Annotated in this window: 13 protein-coding genes, 1 tRNA gene and 1 pseudogene; 8 read left to right on the top strand and 7 right to left on the bottom strand. The window is 40.5% G+C overall.

Features of this window, described 5'->3' with window-relative positions; translation table 11 throughout:
- Window positions 1–34: 34 nt before the first annotated feature.
- The 6 genes from GD630_RS12830 to mobV all read left to right on the top strand — a co-directional run bounded on the left by GD630_RS12830 (window position 35) and on the right by mobV (window position 7,527).
- Window positions 35–1,156 (top strand): site-specific integrase, encoded by a 1,122-nt coding sequence (locus GD630_RS12830; protein ID WP_143869295.1) that lies wholly within the window; start codon window positions 35–37, stop codon window positions 1,154–1,156.
- A gap of 366 nt (window positions 1,157–1,522) precedes the next feature.
- The gene (locus tag GD630_RS12825; RefSeq protein WP_143869297.1) at window positions 1,523–2,290 is read left to right on the top strand and encodes a hypothetical protein; all 768 of its coding nucleotides are present in this window, start codon (window positions 1,523–1,525) and stop codon (window positions 2,288–2,290) included.
- Between the two features lie 109 nt (window positions 2,291–2,399).
- Window positions 2,400–2,771 (top strand): helix-turn-helix domain-containing protein, encoded by a 372-nt coding sequence (locus tag GD630_RS12820; RefSeq protein ID WP_143869299.1) that lies wholly within the window; start codon window positions 2,400–2,402, stop codon window positions 2,769–2,771.
- A gap of 4 nt (window positions 2,772–2,775) precedes the next feature.
- The gene (locus GD630_RS12815; protein ID WP_182505609.1) at window positions 2,776–4,149 is read left to right on the top strand and encodes a DUF3987 domain-containing protein; all 1,374 of its coding nucleotides are present in this window, start codon (window positions 2,776–2,778) and stop codon (window positions 4,147–4,149) included.
- A gap of 129 nt (window positions 4,150–4,278) precedes the next feature.
- On the top strand, window positions 4,279–5,304 hold the full coding sequence (locus GD630_RS12810) for a DUF6371 domain-containing protein (RefSeq protein WP_143869301.1): 1,026 nt from the start codon (window positions 4,279–4,281) through the stop codon (window positions 5,302–5,304).
- A gap of 189 nt (window positions 5,305–5,493) precedes the next feature.
- Complete coding sequence (gene mobV, locus GD630_RS12805; RefSeq protein WP_143869303.1) at window positions 5,494–7,527, top strand: MobV family relaxase; 2,034 nt, start codon at window positions 5,494–5,496, stop codon at window positions 7,525–7,527.
- Between the two features lie 96 nt (window positions 7,528–7,623).
- On the opposite strand, the gene GD630_RS12800 is transcribed toward mobV, so the two are convergent.
- The 6 genes and pseudogenes from GD630_RS12800 to GD630_RS12775 all read right to left on the bottom strand — a co-directional run bounded on the left by GD630_RS12800 (window position 7,624) and on the right by GD630_RS12775 (window position 14,381).
- Complete coding sequence (locus GD630_RS12800) at window positions 7,624–8,841, bottom strand: IS256 family transposase (RefSeq protein ID WP_431834204.1); 1,218 nt, start codon at window positions 8,839–8,841, stop codon at window positions 7,624–7,626.
- A gap of 125 nt (window positions 8,842–8,966) precedes the next feature.
- On the bottom strand, window positions 8,967–9,557 hold the full coding sequence (locus tag GD630_RS12795) for a hypothetical protein (RefSeq protein ID WP_143869305.1): 591 nt from the start codon (window positions 9,555–9,557) through the stop codon (window positions 8,967–8,969).
- 17 nt (window positions 9,558–9,574) lie between these two features.
- Window positions 9,575–10,246: pseudogene (locus GD630_RS12790) on the bottom strand (hybrid sensor histidine kinase/response regulator); the annotation flags it as partial.
- Window positions 10,246–12,171 (bottom strand): tetracycline resistance ribosomal protection protein Tet(Q), encoded by a 1,926-nt coding sequence (tet(Q), locus tag GD630_RS12785; protein ID WP_004291466.1) that lies wholly within the window; start codon window positions 12,169–12,171, stop codon window positions 10,246–10,248. The pseudogene GD630_RS12790 and the gene tet(Q), both read right to left, overlap by 1 nt.
- Before the next feature lie 319 nt (window positions 12,172–12,490).
- The gene (locus GD630_RS12780) at window positions 12,491–13,099 is read right to left on the bottom strand and encodes an RloB family protein (RefSeq protein WP_143869115.1); all 609 of its coding nucleotides are present in this window, start codon (window positions 13,097–13,099) and stop codon (window positions 12,491–12,493) included.
- A gap of 1 nt (window position 13,100) precedes the next feature.
- Window positions 13,101–14,381: an AAA family ATPase gene (locus GD630_RS12775; protein ID WP_143869113.1), complete on the bottom strand. Its 1,281-nt coding sequence runs from the start codon at window positions 14,379–14,381 to the stop codon at window positions 13,101–13,103.
- Between the two features lie 552 nt (window positions 14,382–14,933).
- On the opposite strand from GD630_RS12775, the gene GD630_RS12770 reads away from it, so the two are divergent.
- Together GD630_RS12770 and GD630_RS12765 are read left to right on the top strand one after the other, a co-directional pair.
- On the top strand, window positions 14,934–15,341 hold the full coding sequence (locus GD630_RS12770; RefSeq protein WP_182505608.1) for a leucine-rich repeat protein: 408 nt from the start codon (window positions 14,934–14,936) through the stop codon (window positions 15,339–15,341).
- Window positions 15,342–15,528: 187 nt separating this feature from the next.
- A complete protein-coding gene (locus GD630_RS12765; protein ID WP_182505607.1) occupies window positions 15,529–16,227 on the top strand; it encodes a DUF4468 domain-containing protein in 699 nt (232 codons plus the stop codon).
- A gap of 306 nt (window positions 16,228–16,533) precedes the next feature.
- Here the strand turns inward: GD630_RS12765 and GD630_RS12760 are convergent.
- Window positions 16,534–16,607 (bottom strand) — tRNA-Met (locus tag GD630_RS12760).
- Window positions 16,608–16,762 lie beyond the last annotated feature (155 nt).

Raw genomic sequence — 16,762 nt, 5'->3', positions numbered from 1 at the left:
CACCACGAATAATCATCAATAATACATATCAGTTATGAGCAACATTTGCAAGACCGTATCATTGCGTACACGCAAAATCAAGGACGGACACATGCTGTCCTATTATCTTGACTATTATCCAGGCTATCGTGACGAGAGCACGATGAAAGTCATCCGCCATGAGTCGCTTGGCATCTACATCTATGCCAAGCCGAAGAACCAGATGGAACATAAGTACAACCTCAACCTTACGGCAAGAGCCGAGGCGATACGCTGCCGTCGCTTCGAGGCTATCGTCAACGAGCGTTACGATTTCTTCGACAAGGAGAAGATGAAAGGAGATTTCCTCGCCTACTTCAAGAAACTGGCAGACAAGAAGAACTCCAAGTGGCAGCACGTCTATATGCACTTTCGTACCTTCACGCAAGGCAAGTGTACCTTCGGGGAGATAAACGTGGACTTGTGCAACAGGTTTCGGGAGTATCTGCTGACAGCACCACAGGGACTGCATAAGAACAGAAAACTGCATATCAACTCCGCAGCTAACTACTGGTCAACTTTCCGTGCTTCAATACATACAGCCTATCGTGACCATAAGATAAAGGAGAATCCAAATGGTTTCTTGGAACGTATCGAGACAATCCCGACAGACAAGGAGCATCTTTCGCAAGACGAGGTTATCCGCTTGGCATCCACGCCTTGCTCTGCCCCTGCATTGAAGCGAGCCTTCCTGTTCTCTTGCCTAACGGCATTGAGAAAGAGCGACATCAAGAAACTCACTTGGGAGGAGATACAGCCATACGGCAGCGATGGTGTGATGTATGTCACCACACGAATGCAGAAGACAAAGGACATTGTGCATAACCCCATCAGTGAGGAAGCCTTGGAACTGATTGGCTATTCACCGGATAAACGAGGCAAGGTGTTCCCCGATTTCAAAGACTCCATGACACAGGCACCATTGAAGAACTGGCTGAAAGATGCAGGGATTACCAAGCATATCTCCTATCATTGCTCACGCCACAGCTTTGCCTGTCTCCAGCTCGATGCAGGAACCAGTATTGCCGTAGTGCAGCGTTATCTTGGTCACAAGAATGTGGCAACGACAGAGGTGTATGCCAAGATTTCCGATGCTCAGAAGCGTGCTTCGGTTGGCTGCATCACCTTGAAGAAGTAACCATTTGACAATAACACGCAGAAAAGGACTGTTGGAATGATAGTGTTCCAATAGTCCTTTTCTCGTTTTGTTGGTTCTATTTGTGGTCGTGGATAGAACCAATTCGACAAATACACTCCAATTTCTATTGATATTGAAGAGGAACTGCAAATTTCCCTTTTCTTCATCCTTATCTTTGTAGTCAGTAATAAGCAGCAACTGGCACTAACGAGCAGTTTAAAGTATGATTCAGAGTCTGATTTCATATTAGAACGCTAATAAAGCGTAAAAGAAAGAGTGCCAGAGAACGTAAATGCGGCTTTTACATGCTTCTGCATCTAACTTTGTGGAAGTTTTTGAACGAATAACAATAAAACGAATACAATAATGACAGTAAACAAGAAAACTTCAGATTGTACCATCTACGCTTTTGTTGGTACAGCAATTCTCGCCATCTCTCTTGTCGTGGCGATGTATGTAGGCAATGACTTCCACCAAAGTCTGTTTGTCGAGTCAATCATCTTTGTAGGAAGCAATATCCTGCTTTGGGCGATATTCATTTCTATGGTGAATTATCCCTATGAACTGATGACCATTGGTAGCAACAGCAAGACAAAGAAAAACGTTGTAGAAGCAGAGCCAGCAACAGAACAAGAACAGCCAAAGCAAATTTCACCACAAACAGAGTCTGTAAAATATAGTCATGAGGACTATGCCAAGTGTGTAGAGGCACAAGAAAAAGAAGCACAGGAGGAAAAGGAAAAACGAACGAGAGCCGTACTTGACTATGTGCACCGTACCATGTCAAGGTTTCTGTATGAGGAAGATTTGTACAAGGTAATTGAGGCTGTCAAGGAATGGAGCAACGACACCAACTATACCCCGACAGCAACAAACCGTTTCAAGAAAAATGTTGAGAATATCCCTTTAAGGCACTTCGTGTGGAATATCGCAGAACGTTTTGGTAAACGTGATTACACAATGGCAATGCGAATAGCCTTTATCAAGGCTTTGTTTCCCAAACCGTTTGACGGCTTGGACTACAGCACATTGAAGAACCTGAAAGCACCATGTTCCAATGATGTCATTCCTATTGATGAGCCAGACAATGGTAGATATGATTTCCATAATGTGACGGAGGTAAATCCCGAATAATCCCCATTGTTAGAGTTATTCCTTCGTGAATGACAAATGACTGTCACGAACCTCAGTAACGAAAGCATCATTCTGTTCCTTTGTCCCAGTTTTTTTAAATTACTTGTATATGACAAAGGAATTAACTTTCAACGACCTTCCAATGGTCGTTGCCCAGCTTCGGGACGAAGTGGTGGGCATGAAGCAGATGATCATCAGTCTGCAATCACAGAACAAGCCACACAAGGCGAACACGCACATACCTATGAGTGTGGAGGAAGCATCTGCATATCTAAAGATGCCGATGGCTACCCTCTACATGAAACTTGGCAACGGTAGCATTCCTGCCACCAAGCCGGGCAAGCGTTATTGCCTTTATCAAGATGAACTTGACAAATGGCTGGAGACAAACCGCAAGAATCCTGTACCTCTCACTGCAGAAGAAGAGAACGCTACCATTCTTGCAGGAAACAAGCGCAAACCGAAACCCTTAAACTGGTAATGTCATGGATACGCTTGAACTCTGTAACAAAATCAACATGGAAGCCGAGTCTTTAGCGGACTCAGGCTTCCCTCTTGAGGTATTTCCACAAAAAATGCAGTCCATCATCATAGACATGGTGGTGCACGGCAATTTCAAGGTGGATTATGTCGCCATGTCCATGCTGTCGGCAGCATCAGCGGCTCTTGGCAATACCTATCGTATTCACGTTAAGCAGGATTGGGACACGAATGCCGCCCTTTATATCATATTGGTTGGCAGACCTGGCATGGGCAAAACTCCACCATTACAGCTTGCATACAAGCCAATTCGGGAGTATGAACGAAAGCTGTTTGACAAGTTTTGCTATGAACTTGACCTATATGAGGCAGCATGTGCAACAAAGGAAAGCGGAAGCAAGGAAATGAAGAAGCCTATTCTGAAAAGGGTCACATTGGATGACTTTACATTGGAGGCTCTGGTATTGGAGCATTACAACAACTTGCGTGGCATAGCCATCAACTATGATGAAATTCTCGGACTGCTTGCCAATACAGACAGGTATGGGAAAAATCCCATGCTTGAACGCCTACTTTCCATCTGGAGCGGATGCCACTTGGAGAACACACGTGTCAAGAATGACCGCCCACAACGTGTAGAAGAGCCATGTGTCAACATCATCGGTACAACACAGACCAAACGAATGAAGGAACTGATGGCTTCCAAATTCATGGATACAGGTTTCCTTGACCGTATTCTGGTTGTATATCCCAAATCCAAGAAAGTTCCACACTGGCAGGATGAGGAAGACGGCCATGTGCGCCAGAGCGAGGCTTCAAGAAAATGGGCTGACATCATCGGGAAAATCTTTGGACTTGACTATGCAAGGTGTAATGACACAAATGAATGTTGTCCAAATATCCTTTATATGGACAAGGACGCACATTCCCTTTTCTTTGGTTGGTGGAACAGAAATGTGGATGCCATCAATGCCATAGAGGACGATGAAGATGTTGAAACGAGGGTGATGAAGCACAATACCCACGTCGCACGCATTGCCTTATTGCTCCAAGCTCTAAGATACGCCTGTGGCGAGAGCCATCTGCAAAGTATTGATGTGGATTCCATAAAAGGAGCATTACAGCTCAATGAATATTGTGAGAATTGTTATCAACGCTGCCGAGCCTTTGTTGCTGAAGACACCTGTGATTCTATGTCCAAGGAGTTGCTGTATCTGTTGGAAGACAGTTTTGACACAAAAACTGCCATTAAAACAGGAATGGAGAATCTGCGTGTTACAGACCGTACTGTGATGAACTATATAAAGGATCTTATGAAGTCTGGACTAATCACAAAGGCAAAGAAAGGATTTTACGAAAAAGTAAAGTTCGAAACATGACAGGCAACTGAAACATAAACCAACCTGTTTTCAGTATTCATTTGTTTCAGTTTTTCAGTTGACAAGTGCGTAACTGAAAACATGAAAGAACTGAAAGCTGAAATTCACCAATAATTCATTTCAGTTACGATGATGAACGAGTATAGATTTCACTTGGAGAAATACAGATTGGGTAATCGTTACACATGCCCGAATTGTGAGCGCAAGCGTTGTTTCACAAGATACATAGATGATGAGGGGGAAGTATCCTTCCCTGACAATGTAGGCAAATGCGACCATGAGCATAGTTGTGGGTATCACTATACTCCTAAAGACTATTTCCGTGAGCATCCAGACTTTATATCTAAGGACAAATTGCCATATCCGACAAGAAGGAATATCCAACCGAAAGTCGTAGAAAAGTCTATTTCCTATATCGCCAACGCTATTATGGAGCGTTCCTTGTCTCATTACGGAATCAATCCGTTATACCAGTACCTTTCCAAGGTCTTTGGTGAACAAGAGACAGAAAGGCTGATGATGATGTATCATGTCGGAACATCCTATAAGTGGGGAGGCTCAACCATTTATTGGCAAGTTGACAAGGATGATAAAGTGAGGACTGGCAAGGTCATGCTGTATAATCTCAAAGACGGACATCGTGTGAAAGAGCCACGTTCTTATGTTGGATGGGCGCATGCTTTTCTTCATCTTCCAGATTTCAACTTGTGCCAATGTTTCTTTGGTGAGCATTTGCTGGCACAGCATCCCACAATGTCGGTCGCTATTGTCGAGAGTGAAAAAACTGCCATAATCGCATCCCATTTCATCCCCAATTTCATCTGGCTGGCAACTGGAGGTATGCATGGCTGTCTCAACCAAATCGCTGTCAAGGTATTGGGAGGTCGGGACATCATTTTGTTCCCTGACCTTGGAGCAACGGACAAATGGAAATCAAAAATTCCATTGCTGCAATCTGTTTGCAAAAGGGTTGTCATAAGCAACATCTTGGAAGACAATGCCACCGATGAACAAAAGACCAAAGGTCTTGACATTGCCGACTTCCTGCTGATGACAGAAACACCGCAGATGGTGCTACAAAGGCTGATAAAGCAACATCCGCCACTCCTGCATCTGATAGACAGTCTTGGGTTGGTGTTGGTGGAAGAGTCATAGCAGAGTGAGTAAGGATCTGCGAGCACGCTTGCGTGACAGACTTTCACAAAAGTCCTAAACATAATAGGGACTTTTAGATTCACATGCTTGCGATGTTCACTTAAAAAGTCCTTCTATTATGCTCAGGCTCTGCCCGAGACCTGTCTCCAATTATACAAGAACTACGTTACAAGCTCAAATGAAATTCTTATGGAAAGAAACATACCACGTGCCGCCATCCATGTAGGCACAGACAAGAAATCGTTCTCGTCCCAAGTGGGCAACGAGGCGGAACGCAGAGGTTGGGACGAGAAGCGTTACCAACTAAAAAACGCAGACATAGACAAGAACAACCATTATAACTACTCACGCAAGAGACTCAACTTTGAGATAGTCAAGGGTGAAAAGATCGTGCCTCTTGGTTCCCAGTCTGTGCCGTTGCATGAACGCTTGCAGCACAGACTTGATGAACTTGGTTTCAAGCCATATATGGATGCCAAGCGTCCCGACCAAGTTTCAAGGAACAGTCCGAACTGCACTGTCGGCATCATCTTCAGTGGTGACCATGATGTGCTTAACAGGCTTGCCTTTGGTGAACAGAAACTCAACACGTCAGATCCAAATGCTGACCACAGCAATGTGACATTACAAAAAGGCATCTATGACTGGGCATTGGACACCTACCGCTTTGCATGTGAAAAATGGGGAGAAGAGAATGTCATCGGCTTTGATGTGCATTGTGATGAGACAAGCATCCATGCCCATGTGCAGACCGTGCCTGTTGAACAAGTAAAGAAACGAGGGCGCATCGGAAGCAAGTACATTCACAAGGATAATCCAGAAAAGGTTCTCTCTACCAAGGAATGGAGAGCACTTCCAAAAGAAGAACGTGACAACTACACAAAATCGGAAGCGGCAAAGGGTGTTGTTGAAAGGGTCTCTTATGCCAAAGTGTGGGGAGAGCGAGCAAAGGACAAATCACAATACCTTTCCCAACTGCATACTGACTATTACAACAAGGTAGGGCATAAGTATGGCTTGGCAAGAGGCTTCTCCTATGATGAACTTTCAGAGGAAGAAAAGCGAGGACGCAAGCATAAGAACAAGGTGGTGCTTGAAGCTGAACGTCAGGCGAAAGTCGCTCTTGACAAAGTGGAGAAGTATGCTGTACTTGCCCTGATCGACAAGAAGGAGCTGACCATTCCTTTTCTCAACATCAAGGCTCCAGTTCAAGAAGCAATGAATGCCGTAAAGAAAGAACTTGCCATCCCGATTCCTACTATTATCGGACAAAAGGCGTGGCGTGAGGAGCGTGTGGCTAATATCTACGCTGCAATCAAGGCTCTTGTAGCAGCCATCAATGCAGAACGTGACAAGCAGAATGAAGGTGTACGCAAGTCTATCAACAAGACATACACTTACTATATGCAGAACCTCAATAAGCAGATAGAGGAGAACAAGTCGCTTCGTGCCGAGAATGATGCGCTAAAGACTGAAAACAACAAAGTCAAACAACGCATCTCTCAACTTGACGAGAAGGCTGTGGAGCGAGTGACTACTCAATTTTTCTGTGCTAAGGAAGAACTCGCCAGTACCAAAAGTTATAATACTACACTTTTGGAAATGTACAATGATTTGAAGGCTCGTTGGAATGCCATTTGGCAAGAGCCTGAAATGACAGACGCATGGAGACGAGTGGAAGCACGTAAGGAGAAAGAAACAAAAGAAAAGGCTCGGCAAGAAGCCGAAGCTAAACGTGAAAGCATGGCTCGGCAAAATAGATACATAGGAGTGCTTGATATGTTTATCAGAGAGGGGCATAAAGCATTGTCTTCCTTTGCAAAAACAGACAGAGTCAACTTCAACGAGAAAGAATCGGCTTCCATATACTATAGCATTATGGCATCTGCTGTAAAGCATAATATTGGATTGGACTCTAAAGCCAGTATAGAATCGGCAGCAAAGAGGTTCTTATCTGATATGTCTTGGCATGGTTTTACAGACTTCAAGCAGGAATGTGTCACCAACTGGACAAAACTCTTCGCCACGAATGAAGTTCAATTCACAGACAACGCCATTGACAACTTTCTCGCTTTTGTTGACCATATGTCATGTAGTGCAGACACTTACGTATCGCTTGGTGGTTCTAATGGGTGCGCTGACCAACTTACGAATTGGGACGGAACACAAAAAGTGGGATTGGGTGCGGTTCTAAGAAAAAAGCCAAGAGGCTTATCGCTATAGATTTGGATAATAAGTATAAGAACTTACTTTGTTTGAAATTTGAGGCAGTGTCCATAATATTGTGTAAATGTAAACGGGATTCAGTTATAAGTTCTCTTATATCTGGATTCTGTTTTCAAAAATAAGCATAAACTGGTTCATAATCAATCCCCAGTTAGTAATCGGCATTGTCCATTTCTTCTCAATCTCCATCAAGGAAAGGTATACCATCTTCTTCACTGCGTCATCCGACGGGAATGAAAGCTTTGATTTAGTGTACTTTCTGATTTTTCCATTCAGATTTTCAATGAGATTTGTGGTATAGATTATTTTTCTGATTTCCAATGGGAACTGAAAGAAAACAGTCAGATCATCCCAGTTGTTCCTCCATGAAAGAATGGCATAAGGGTACTTCCCTCCCCATTTCTTTTCCAGATTATCAAGCTCCGCGGCAGCAACTTCCTTGTTTGGCGCATTATAGATATTCTTCATATCTGCCGTGAACTCTTTTTTGTCCTTGTAAACGACATATTTACATGAGTTTCTTATCTGATGTACAACACAAATCTGAGTTGATGACTGAGGGAATACGGTACGTATAGTGTCCGTAAATCCGTTCAGGTTATCGGTACAGGTTATCAGTATATCTTGTACCCCACGGGCCTTCAAGTCAGTGAGAACACCCATCCAGAAGGCGGAACTCTCTGATTTACCCACCCACATGCCAAGAACTTCCTTCAAGCCGTTTTGTTTCAGGCCGACACAGAGATAGACAGTCTTGTTGATAATCTTCCCGTTGTCACGGACCTTGAAGACAATACCGTCCATCCAAACGATGAGATAGACCGGGTCCAAAGGACGGTTCTGCCATTCTTGAGCAGCCTGGTTTACTTTGTTTGTGATGATGGAGATGGCAGAGGTGGAGAGTTCTATCTCATAGATCTCGCGCATCTCTTCTTCTATATCGGACACACTCATTCCTTTGGCATATAAGGAGATAACAAGCTTTTCTATGGAAAGCCCGCGGCTTTCATGCTTGGGGACTACTATGGGTTCAAACTGACCGTTGCGGTCACGAGGGATGGGTATGACAGCCTCGCCGTGCTCGGTCTGGATTTTCTTGGGGTAACTGCCGTTACGGGAATTACCACTGTTATTGCCGGAAACAGAATGTTTCTCATAACCCAAATGAGCATCCATCTCACCTTCAAGCATCTTCTCCAGCACTTGGGCGTGGAGCTGCTTTAGGAACTTGCTTACGTCTGCCTCAGTTTTGAAATGGCTGAGGAACTCCTTGGTTAAAACCTCATCAGGCACTACATGATTCTCTTTCATAATCTTTTTCATTTTGCAAATCTATTAAATAAAAAAATACGAAACTCGTACTGAATCCCGTATTTTACATTTACACAAAATATTTTATAGTGCCAAATTTGACAAAGCAAGTTCTTATACTCTAATCAAGAAAGTGTAGATATATCTATTTCCATTGGCTTTAATTCGTCAAAAGTATGATTCACAGAGTCTAAAAATACGATTCTTTTGACATCAAACATTTTGCAATTATCAACAAAGGATTTTCTTCTCCATAAACATGGTATAGCTTTGCGAGTATTTGTATCATCAAACCCTTTATGGCATTTAACCAAAACATGGTCAGCCATAGGAGTTACTGTAAACAGACCTTTCCATTCAGAGTATCTTGCTGACATTTGTTCTATTAGAGTATTAAGCGATAATGCTATGACTCTTTCACCAGCACCAGCTTGTTCTGGCTTATTTGTGACAGGTTCTGTTGATGCAAAATTATTATTGTCTTGCTTTATGGCTAAACAGAAAACGATAGATGCAAATTCTGTAAGGTCTTCTTTATCTGCAACAGTAACACCTGTATTGTTGCGCTTCTGTCCTGAGATTTCAACTATCATACACCCACCAAAAGAAGCTTCCAGTGTAAAGTATCTTGTTTGATGATATTTTTTATCAACAACAATTATTCCAGCCTTTGCACTTGATAAGGTAAACGGCTCTGGGAACCGAATTATTATCATATGCTTATCTTGATAGCTTTTGAAATCAGTACCAAAATCAATTCTTGCAGTTGTCTGTTAAGTTCTGCATTACGAGCTGCAAGGCTGTCGGCTTGTTCCGACAATTGGCGATCCTGCACTTTCTGTTCGCTGATTACGTTTCTATTGACCGAATGAAGGATAGTGGTTGATACTGCTGGAGTTACTTCCTTTTTTTTGCCGAATATGCCTAAGAAACCTTTTCGTTTTGGCTTTTTGGACTGTTCCTGCACACTTTTCTGTACAATAACCGGAATTTGATTGGCTATCTTCTTGTTAATAGATTGTTGTTCATCCATTAACCGGACTATCTGGAACATCTGTCGTTCCTTATCCTCTAAAAGACTGCGCACACTATCGATGCGCTCTGCTGGATAGGTGGCCTTGAAACGGCAGAGCATACTGTCCATTGCCATACGCCGTGCATGGTAATGCTCGATATCTTTATCGTTCCATTCCAGTATTGTTTCACCCAATAGAGAAAATTTTATCATTTGAATATTGATATTGTTTATTTCTTTTCGGAGCTCGTCTATTTTTTTATTGCCAAGTTCTAATGCTTCTATCTCCTGCCATTCATAGAGGCTATTATATGCCATACATCCGATAAGAATGGAGATAAGTATATATCCCAACCGTATTGCCTTATAGAAATTTCCTGACCGCTCCATTATTTTAATGACATTGATTTTTGGAACATGAATAAAAGTTTATCTTTTTCGTTCATGCGGATATTATCAGAATAACCGTCTTTTGTTATTTGATACCCACATGGCTTAACCATAAAAATGCCTAAGCCCTTAGTGTACGAACTTACTTCTGAGGCATAGTCTTTACTTGTATTTAATGGAACTTTCCCTTTAATATGACACCACTCATTATTACAACTGATGTCTTCAATCTCAGACATCAGTTTTTGCAAATCTGTAATAGCTTTGGAACTCGCTACTTGGGGTATCTGCAACTCAAAACAGAGCATCGGTTCGAGAATGTCCACACCTGACTGTTGCAAAGCCAGCCTGAAGACATAAGGGGTCAGCTGTCTGAAATCAGCAGGTGTACTTACCGGGCTATAATACTCGGCTTGAGTAAAAGTTACTTTCAGATCTGTCACTTCCCATCCATGTAAACCAGATTGGCAAGACATACGAATCCCTTCAAAAACGGCATTTTGAAAAGAATGGTTCAGATAACCATAGGAGATGTCACTTTCGATTTGCAACCCTGCCCCTAACGGTAAGGGTTCAAGAGTCAGCCCTATTGTGGCCCAGTAAGGGTTGGGTGGTACTTCGATCTGAATAATCTTATTGACCTTTTTTATAGGTCGTTCTTTGTAGATAGTCTTGATCTCATCAAAATGGACCTTTACGGAAAATCGTTCTTCCAGCAATGTCTGTATGATTTCCTTTTGGGTCAAACCATATAACGAGATTTCCAATTCATCACTATATGAGTTTATGGAAAAGGACAAAGACGGGTCTTCAATCCACAATGTATTCAGAGCGGATATCACCTTGCTTCTCTCTTCGGGCTTATTTGGCCGGACGGAGGATTTGAGAGCGGGATGCTGATGAGATAATCCTTGAATCAAACAAGGTTTAGCACCTAAATAATCTCCGATTCGAAAATCTTCTATATCTTCTACAATCGCGATATCATTGGCACCCACTTCATCAACATTTATCTCTCTGCCCTGATAAATAGTCTTTAGATTTTTAATCTTGATGAATTTTTCCGAATCGTTGATTCTTACAACGTCTCGAAGTCTCAGACTTCCGTCAATTATTTTAAGAAAACTTCTTTTATGCCCTTTGGGGTCATGCTCTATCTTATAGAGATAAGCTGAAAGTCTGTTTGAGACTGATGCCGGAGGAAGTATAAAAGAAGAAATGGCGTCCAACAACTCATTGATACCGATATTGAACATTGCTGATCCATGTAGCACCGGATAGACTTTGGCTTTTGCCACAAGAGCGATTATCGTATTCCAATAATCAGCCGGTGAAATTTCGCTATCCGCCAAATATCGTTCTAATATATCGTCGTCATGGTTGCATACAAATTCTTTGTATTCTTCCTTTATATATGTTTGGGAGCAAACCGGATAAACCGATCCATCGACAACAGTTTGCATAAACAGGACATCTTGCGACAGATTTGTTTTTATATCCATATACAAACGCTCCAAATTCACACCGGCACGGTCAATCTTATTGATAAATATAATTGTCGGGATTTGCAGCTTTTGTAAAGTACTGAACAGCAACTTTGTCTGCGCTTGTATGCCTTCCTTTGCGGATAAGATGAGGACTGCTCCATCAAGCATTTTGAATGTCCGCTCCACTTCCGCAATAAAATCCATGTGTCCCGGAGTGTCAATGATATTGCATTTCACTCCATTCCAGATAATAGATGTCGTAGAAGCCCGGACAGTAATTCCTCTACGTTTCTCTATATCCATAGAGTCCGTTATGGTGTCACCATTATCCACACGGCCGCACTTTTCCGTTGCTCCACTGGCAAACAGCAGATTCTCGGTTACGGAAGTTTTTCCTGCATCAATGTGAGCAAGAATTCCTAAATTTATAATATTCATTTGGATTAAGCAATAATATACTACAGTAGATGCATTGTCGAAACGCACCTTTTAATACCTCCTCGTAGCATATGAGAACTACAGGATTACTAACTCGTATTAATATGTATATTATTACTGCCGCATAACGATTACAAAATTACACAAAAAAATATATCTAACAAAAGTGGGAGGATTTTTTTAACTTTTTTTTATTGAACTGTGATTCTGAAACACTATTGATATTTCTCTCCATGTATTATTCTTTTGTTTACTTTGGTTACACATTTACATATATATACCAACACTTGCCAGTAAATTATGTGCTATTATTAACTTTTCATTCCAACTCTTTCAACTCCATCATCAGCCTTCCAAGCTCCGAGTATGTGTAATCCCGACCCGAGGCTTCTTTCTCCTCAATTGATTGATTGGCATTGACCACAGCCTTATCTAGACTGCCGCCATTGCGCTCAAAGTAACCGTGAAGTCCCTTGGTCTTGATGAAGAACTCTATCGTTTTCCGATACTCGACACATTGGTTGAGGTCTTTAAGCAATGGCTCCTGTTCATCGTAGGGGCGTGAGGTGTAGCGGAAGTAATAGAGGAAGAACAGTTCTGTACAGCGGTGAGTCTCGAAAAACTCTACCTCGCAATAGATACCTTTCTTGGGTTTGTCGATAGGCTTAGCGTACTTCGCCTTTAGCTTCTGGTATTGTGAACGCTCTGGTTCCTTATCCTTCGTGTCCATGTCAATGATGCAGAAGATATGGCTGTAACCCATTGCCACCCCCTCTGCAATCTTGGCTTCCAGTTCCTTGATGTTGGTATGTTTCGGATAGTCTGGTTTGATAGTCAGACGCTTAAATACATCGCACAGGGATTTGAAATAGAAGAACTCGGTTGGTCCTTCTCCCAAGATGAGTGCTGTTTGACGTTGCTTTCCCATATCAGTCCTCCAGATTTATAAAGATACTACCCAGTTCTGGTTTTGCACCTAATCGCCCAATGCGATACGAATTGTATATCGACAGGTTCTTATGTAAGCCAAATGAATCACCACGAGCATACTCGGATGATGCGGTCTCTTTGTTCTTCTCCACAAACCACACGACACCTCTGTTCTCATTGATTAAATCCTGAGATAGGAGTGTTGTTTCCTGACTCGTGATAATCAACTGCGATTTATCTGAGTTGAAAATGAAAACATTAAGATAGTAGTATAACAAATCATTGTGCAAATCCTCTCCTAATTCATCAAGATAATACACGTGAGAACTTGTTATCATGTCGTATAATGCATCCAATATACGTATGTATTTTATCGTACCTTTCGACTGCCATTTGAGTGGTATGTCAAAATCTCCATTAATAGAATGATTGACAAACGCTACGGAATCGGCAGTCGGTTTAAGCAAAGCCTCTTTCATTTCTTGAGGAATGTTCTCCTTTTGGATGCGTTCCCGATATTCTGTTGGAACGAAACGGTCTTCTATAATAGGTCTATATTCCAGAATGTTCAAATCAGCCTTTTGTAGCATTGTGTTATAGAATTTACGCTTTGGGGGAGTGTTGTAAGCATCCTTTAGGATTTCAACAATTCCTTTTTCTCCATCACCATCCACATCATGATAATTATCCATAATCCAACTATGGAGCACATTGAATGGTGCAATATCCTCTTTCAACGCAGCCTTGCTGCAAACAGACAAGACACTATGGTTATTCAAAGTGTTCTCTCGGATACTTTCCTGGGTCTTCACCTGTAAATTAAGACTTGGGCCAAACTTGACATCGGCTTGTATGTTTTCGCCAACAAATGAACGCTCATAGAACAATGACTTTGATTTTTTGGGATAATAATACAAGACTTCATTCAAAATGTATTTCTCGTTAAATGCCACATCGTAATCATATCTGATGCCATTAGCATAGAATGACACATGCATCTCAATGGGGGCATTCTTTGTGAGAATGAAAGGAATACTGCCATTTATTCTTTGGGTTGCATCTGACTTAGGCAACACCAGTAAGCGAAATACTTCATTTAAAGCAATCAACATATTTGACTTTCCAGAAGCATTTGCACCATACAAGACACCTAATTTATACAAGAATACCCCATCGGCAACTTCTGTAACAAGTTCCGATGAAGGTCCCTTAGCTAAAAAACTCAATTCTTGCTTGTCGCGAATGGAAAGGTAATTTTTTACCCAAAAATCTCGTATCATATCCTAAATATTTTATTTGTTTTCGTAATTTTGCTACAAAAATATAAATAATATTCGATGAACATACTATATTATCAACTAATTTTTGTAATTATCATACGATTTTATATGTATTTAACTCTATATTGTATGTAGAGATAGCAAATTTGTACAATTTACGTTTCAAAGTTATTGCCCGAAAATCCATTTTTCTAGTGCATCAGCAAAGGGACTGCATTGGATTGTAGTTTGTAATTCCAACTTCTTGACGTAATCACACGCGTATTATTATAATATGGTATTATCATCGTCTGCGAATTTGCACATCAAGAGCCGTATGTCCTCAATGTACAACTGCGACAGCCTGTCGCAGTTTTGAATTACAATCGAAGAAACAATCCACATAAGCCAACAAAAACTGCACATTTTTACGTTTTTTGTGGTTTACGAAAGTTAAATACGTTAAATCTTCGTCTTTTTCATACTCCATTAAATTCGCGCAATCACTTTTCTACCGTTTTAATCAAAACGAATTGGTACACAACAAGTTGCAAATACTGGAGGTGTATTAGCTTGGAAACAATAGTTATACCTGCAAGTTTAGTCTCTTTCAGTATGGAAGTTTCTTTAAATAATAGTTATTCTCTTAAGCAGTTTATTGTTGCAGAAGATAATCCTGTTTTTTCAACTATTAATGGGGTATTGTATAATAAAGATAAATCTAAACTTGTTTTTTATCCAAATGCCAGTGGAACAAGTTTAATTATTCCTAAAGAAGTAAATAGTATAGATGATAAAGCTTTTAGTAGTTGTAATTCATTGAAGGAAATTCATTGTCTTGCAGAGAATCCACCAAAATGTAATTCATATGTTTTCTCTTCATTAGGAGAAAAGTGTGTATTGTATGTTCCTAAGGGTTCGTACTCCAGTTATTGGGTGGCTAATGGTTGGGGTGATTTCTTGAATATAATAGAAGAATAAAGTAAAAAGAACAGCATTTGAAGAAATTCATTTGCTGTTTTTTTTTATTGTTCTATCAATAATTGCAACACATCTTTTACAATAGAACTTGTTGGAGAATATATATAATAAAATCTGATTAATTAATTTGTTTTTTGTACATTTGAACACAAAAATACATCATACTAATAGTAAGCTTCAAGTCAACATGAAAAAGATTATTTTTATAATGTTATTAGGATTAGTCTGTAATACAATTAATGCCCAAATTGTAACTAAACAAGAATTAGAAGAATATACCAATATAGGGGATATGTCTTGGTCAGCTAAGGCTAAGGAGTTATCCAATGAATATAAGCTGAATGAATTGGGTGAACTATCATTATCGGTTATAAAAGAGTATAAAGGTCAGTCCAAATCTCAATTATATCGCAAAATCATAGATTGGGTTATATCTATGTCTTCTGATGCAAAGTCAGCTATACAGGTTTCAAATGAGGAAGAAGGAACAATCATAGCACGTTGTTATCTGCCTAATATTGCAAAACGGACTATGGGAGATAACTCATATAGAGTAAGTATTCGACCACTTATTAAATTTGATTTTAAAGAAGAACGTATTCGAATGACATATACCTTACAGAACTATGAGGTATTGAAGATAAATGACGATAGTGGATATGTCATAATGTTTGGTGGTGGTTTTGGTGTAACAGGTAATGGCGTTACTAAAGATACCCAAATATGGGCACTTTCTGATTGCTTTCCATTTACAGAAAACAGACAACATCCTAAAGTGACCTCATCACGAGCTTTTGTTTATTCACTATCATGTTATAAAATCCTTGTAGACAAAATTGATACAGTTCTAAAGAAGCCATTGCAAACAAGTAATGATGATTGGTAATTATCCTATAAATGTAACTTTGACATTTTGAATTAAATATCTCTTTGGTATGGTGGTAACTAACATGGTTATCGCTATTTGAAGTAATTCATTTGCTGTTTTTTATAGAATAGCAATGTCGTGCAATTGTATTATTAATCTTTTCAATTAAAATTTGAAAGTAAAATAGTATCTTTGTAGAGATAAAATTTGTTGAACCATGTTACATTGAATTTGACGCTGGCGCAAACCATAGCGCAAACCGGAGCTAAAAAAGAAAAAGGCACCCAAGAGTGGAAGCCTCTCAAATGCCTTATTCTTATCAAGTAGCGGGACCCGGGATTGAACCGGGGACCTCATGATTATGAATCATGCGCTCTAACCAGCTGAGCTATCCCGCCATCATTTCTCGATTGCGGGTGCAAAGATAGATGTTTTTTTATAATCTCCAAAACAAATCGGTAATTTTTTTGTTCTTTTCTTCAAGAAAGGTTTTGCTTTTCCCTATAAACAGGGAGTTTCAGGACTGGAAATGAAAGAATAATTAAATAAAGTG

The organism is Bacteroides zhangwenhongii, from assembly GCF_009193325.2.
Taxonomy (GTDB): Bacteria; Bacteroidota; Bacteroidia; order Bacteroidales; family Bacteroidaceae; genus Bacteroides; species Bacteroides zhangwenhongii.
This window is presented reverse-complemented; position numbering and strand designations above follow the sequence as displayed.